The organism is Streptomyces sp. UH6 (genome assembly GCF_013421635.1).
GTDB classification, from domain to species: Bacteria; Actinomycetota; Actinomycetes; order Streptomycetales; family Streptomycetaceae; genus Streptomyces; species Streptomyces abyssomicinicus.
The window spans coordinates 1-3,373 of the sequence record NZ_JACADT010000632.1 but is presented as its reverse complement, the minus strand read 5'-3'; the positions used below and the strand labels follow the sequence as shown (position 1 = coordinate 3,373).

Annotated in this window: 4 protein-coding genes; all 4 read left to right on the top strand. The window is 72.0% G+C overall.

The window, feature by feature from the left end; all coding sequences use genetic code 11:
- Positions 1–295: 295 nt before the first annotated feature.
- Positions 296–1,213 (top strand): pyridoxal 5'-phosphate synthase lyase subunit PdxS, encoded by a 918-nt coding sequence (gene pdxS, locus HW445_RS23345; protein WP_374939688.1) that lies wholly within the window; start codon positions 296–298, stop codon positions 1,211–1,213.
- Between the two features lie 8 nt (positions 1,214–1,221).
- The gene (pdxT, locus tag HW445_RS23340; protein WP_180222917.1) at positions 1,222–1,836 is read left to right on the top strand and encodes a pyridoxal 5'-phosphate synthase glutaminase subunit PdxT; all 615 of its coding nucleotides are present in this window, start codon (positions 1,222–1,224) and stop codon (positions 1,834–1,836) included.
- Positions 1,837–1,884: 48 nt separating this feature from the next.
- On the top strand, positions 1,885–2,637 hold the full coding sequence (locus HW445_RS23335) for a YebC/PmpR family DNA-binding transcriptional regulator (RefSeq protein WP_151774854.1): 753 nt from the start codon (positions 1,885–1,887) through the stop codon (positions 2,635–2,637).
- 158 nt (positions 2,638–2,795) lie between these two features.
- A partial coding sequence (gene ruvC, locus HW445_RS23330; RefSeq protein WP_180222918.1) for a crossover junction endodeoxyribonuclease RuvC occupies positions 2,796–3,373 on the top strand: 578 nt, incomplete at its 3' end.

Here is a 3,373-nt window from a genome sequence, read left to right as displayed (position 1 = left end):
TGGCCCGCCGGTTCCACAACGACGCCGTGCGCGCCGCCCGCGCCCTGCGCCGGCACCGCAAGGTGCGGTGGTTCCGGCTGGCCGGCCACGCCCCGTTCCCGATGGCGTTCGAGATGGACGACGAGGCCCCCGCCGCGCTCGTCGAACGCGTCTGAACCGAGCGGCCCCGGGCCCCGGGCAGGCCACGCCCTGCACATTGGCTCTTGTCCCGGACCCGCCCCGCGGCGTTTCCTCACAGGGACGCGGGGACCCTGCCCCCGGGTCGTCACACCATCCCTTCGCACCCCTGTGAGGCATGCTCATGTCCACCCTCAACGGCTCCGGGTCCGCCCCCGTCACCGGCACCGCCCGCGTCAAGCGCGGCATGGCGGAGCAGCTCAAGGGCGGCGTCATCATGGACGTCGTCACCCCGGAGCAGGCGAAGATCGCCGAGGACGCCGGCGCGGTCGCCGTGATGGCCCTGGAGCGCGTGCCGGCCGACATCCGCAAGGACGGCGGCGTGGCGCGGATGTCCGACCCGGACATGATCGAGGGCATCATCGAGGCGGTCTCCATCCCGGTGATGGCCAAGTCCCGGATCGGCCACTTCGTCGAGGCGCAGGTGCTGCAGGCGCTCGGCGTCGACTACATCGACGAGTCCGAGGTGCTGACGCCGGCCGACGAGGTCAACCACTCCGACAAGTGGTCCTTCACCACCCCGTTCGTGTGCGGCGCCACCAACCTCGGCGAGGCGCTGCGCCGGATCTCCGAGGGCGCCGCGATGATCCGCTCCAAGGGCGAGGCCGGCACCGGCAACGTCGTCGAGGCGGTCCGCCACCTGCGGCAGATCAAGGGAGACATCTCCCGCCTGCGCGGCCTGGACGAGCACGAGCTGTACGCCGCGGCCAAGGAGCTGCGCGCCCCCTACGAGCTGGTCCGGGAGGTCGCCGAGCTCGGCAAGCTGCCCGTGGTGCTCTTCTCCGCCGGCGGCGTCGCCACCCCGGCGGACGCGGCGCTGATGCGGCAGCTCGGCGCCGAGGGCGTTTTCGTCGGCTCCGGCATCTTCAAGTCCGGCGACCCGGCCAAGCGTGCCGCGGCGATCGTCAAGGCCACCACCTTCTTCGACGACCCCAAGGTGGTCGCGGACGCCTCGCGCAACCTGGGCGAGGCCATGGTCGGTATCAACTGCGACGTGCTCCCCGAGTCGGAGCGCTACGCCAACCGCGGCTGGTGACACCGGAGATGACGGAGTCCGACCGTCCCGTGATCGGCGTCCTGGCGCTCCAGGGCGACGTCCGGGAACACCTCGCGGCGCTGGCCGAGGCCGGCGCCGCGGCGGTCACCGTCCGCCGCCCCGAGGAACTGGCCGCCGTGGACGGCCTGGTCCTGCCGGGCGGGGAGTCGACCGTGATCTCCAAGCTGGCCGAGCTGTTCGGGCTGCTGGAGCCGCTGCGCGAGCGGGTCCGGGCCGGGATGCCGGTCTACGGCACCTGCGCCGGGATGATCCTGCTCGCCGACCGGATCGCCGATCCGCGCTCCGGCCAGCAGAGCGTCGGCGGGATCGACATGACCGTGCGCCGCAACGCCTTCGGGCGGCAGAACGAGTCCTTCGAGGCCGTGCTCGACGTGACCGGCGTGACGGGCGATCCGGTGGTGGGGGTGTTCATCCGCGCGCCCCTGGCCGAGTCGGTCGGGGAGGGCGTGGAGGTGCTCGCCCGGCACGAGGGCGCCGTGGTCGCCGTGCGTCAGGGCGATGCCCTGGCCACCGCGTTCCACCCGGAGCTCACCGGGGACAGCAGGGTGCACGCGCTGTTCGCCGAGATGGTGCGGGCGAAGCGGACGGCGGGAGCCTTGTAGGATCTCTGCCGTTCGTACGGAGATGGGTTACGCGAAGGAGACAGGCAGATGTCCGGCCACTCTAAATGGGCCACGACGAAGCACAAGAAGGCCGTCATCGACGCCAAGCGCGGCAAGCTCTTCGCGAAGCTGATCAAGAACATCGAGGTCGCTGCGCGGACCGGCGGCGCGGACCCGGACGGCAACCCGACGCTGTTCGACGCCATCCAGAAGGCCAAGAAGTCGTCGGTCCCCAACAAGAACATCGACTCCGCGGTCAAGCGCGGCGCGGGCCTCGAGGCCGGCGGCGCCGACTACGAGACGATCATGTACGAGGGCTACGGCCCGAACGGTGTCGCGGTGCTCATCGAGTGCCTCACCGACAACCGCAACCGCGCCGCCTCCGACGTGCGGGTCGCCATGACCCGCAACGGCGGCTCGATGGCCGACCCCGGCTCGGTGTCGTACCTGTTCAACCGCAAGGGCGTGGTGATCGTCCCCAAGGGCGAGCTGGGCGAGGACGACGTCCTCGGCGCGGTCCTGGACGCGGGCGCCGAGGAGGTCAACGACCTCGGCGAGACCTTCGAGGTCATCAGCGAGGCCACCGACCTGGTCGCGGTCCGCACCGCGCTGCAGGAAGCCGGCATCGACTACGACTCGGCCGACGCCAACTTCGTCCCGACCATGCAGGTCGAGCTGGACGAGGACGGCGCGCGCAAGATCTTCAAGCTGATCGACGCGCTCGAGGACAGCGACGACGTGCAGAACGTCTACGCCAACTTCGACGTCTCCGACGAGGTCATGGAGAAGGTCGACGCCTGACCGGCGCCACCTCCGACGCGGCGCCGCGGCGGGCCGGCGGGACGGACACGTTCCGCCGGCCCGCCGTCGGCTTCGCGGCTCCTGTCGGTGCGGCGCGATAGCCTTCCTGCCTGCGGGAACAGGTGAACGAACGCGGAACGGTCCAGGAGGCGAACGCGGTGCGGGTACTGGGGGTGGACCCGGGGCTGACCCGGTGCGGCGTCGGCGTGGTCGAGGGGGTCGCAGGACGGCCCCTGACCATGCGCGGCGTCGGCGTCGTCCGCACGCCGGTGGACGCCGAGCCCGCGCTGCGGCTGGTCGCCCTGGAACAGGGGCTGGAGAAGTGGCTGGACGAGTACCGGCCTGAGTTCGTGGCCGTGGAACGGGTCTTCGCCCAGCACAACGTCCGCACCGTGATGGGCACCGCCCAGGCCAGCGCCGTGGCCATGGTCTGCGCGGCCCGGCGGGGGATCCCCGTCGCGCTGCACACCCCCAGCGAGGTCAAGGCCGCCGTCACCGGCAGCGGCCGGGCCGACAAGGCGCAGGTGGGAGCCATGGTGACACGCCTGCTGAGGCTGGACGCCCCGCCGAAACCGGCCGACGCGGCGGACGCGCTGGCCCTGGCCATCTGCCACATCTGGCGGGCGCCGGCACAGAACCGCCTCCAGGTCGCGGTGGCCCGGCAGGCGCTGCGGAACCAGCACACCACGCGCACCCTCGGGCGACCTCGGCCGGCGAAGGCCAAGCCCCCGGAGGC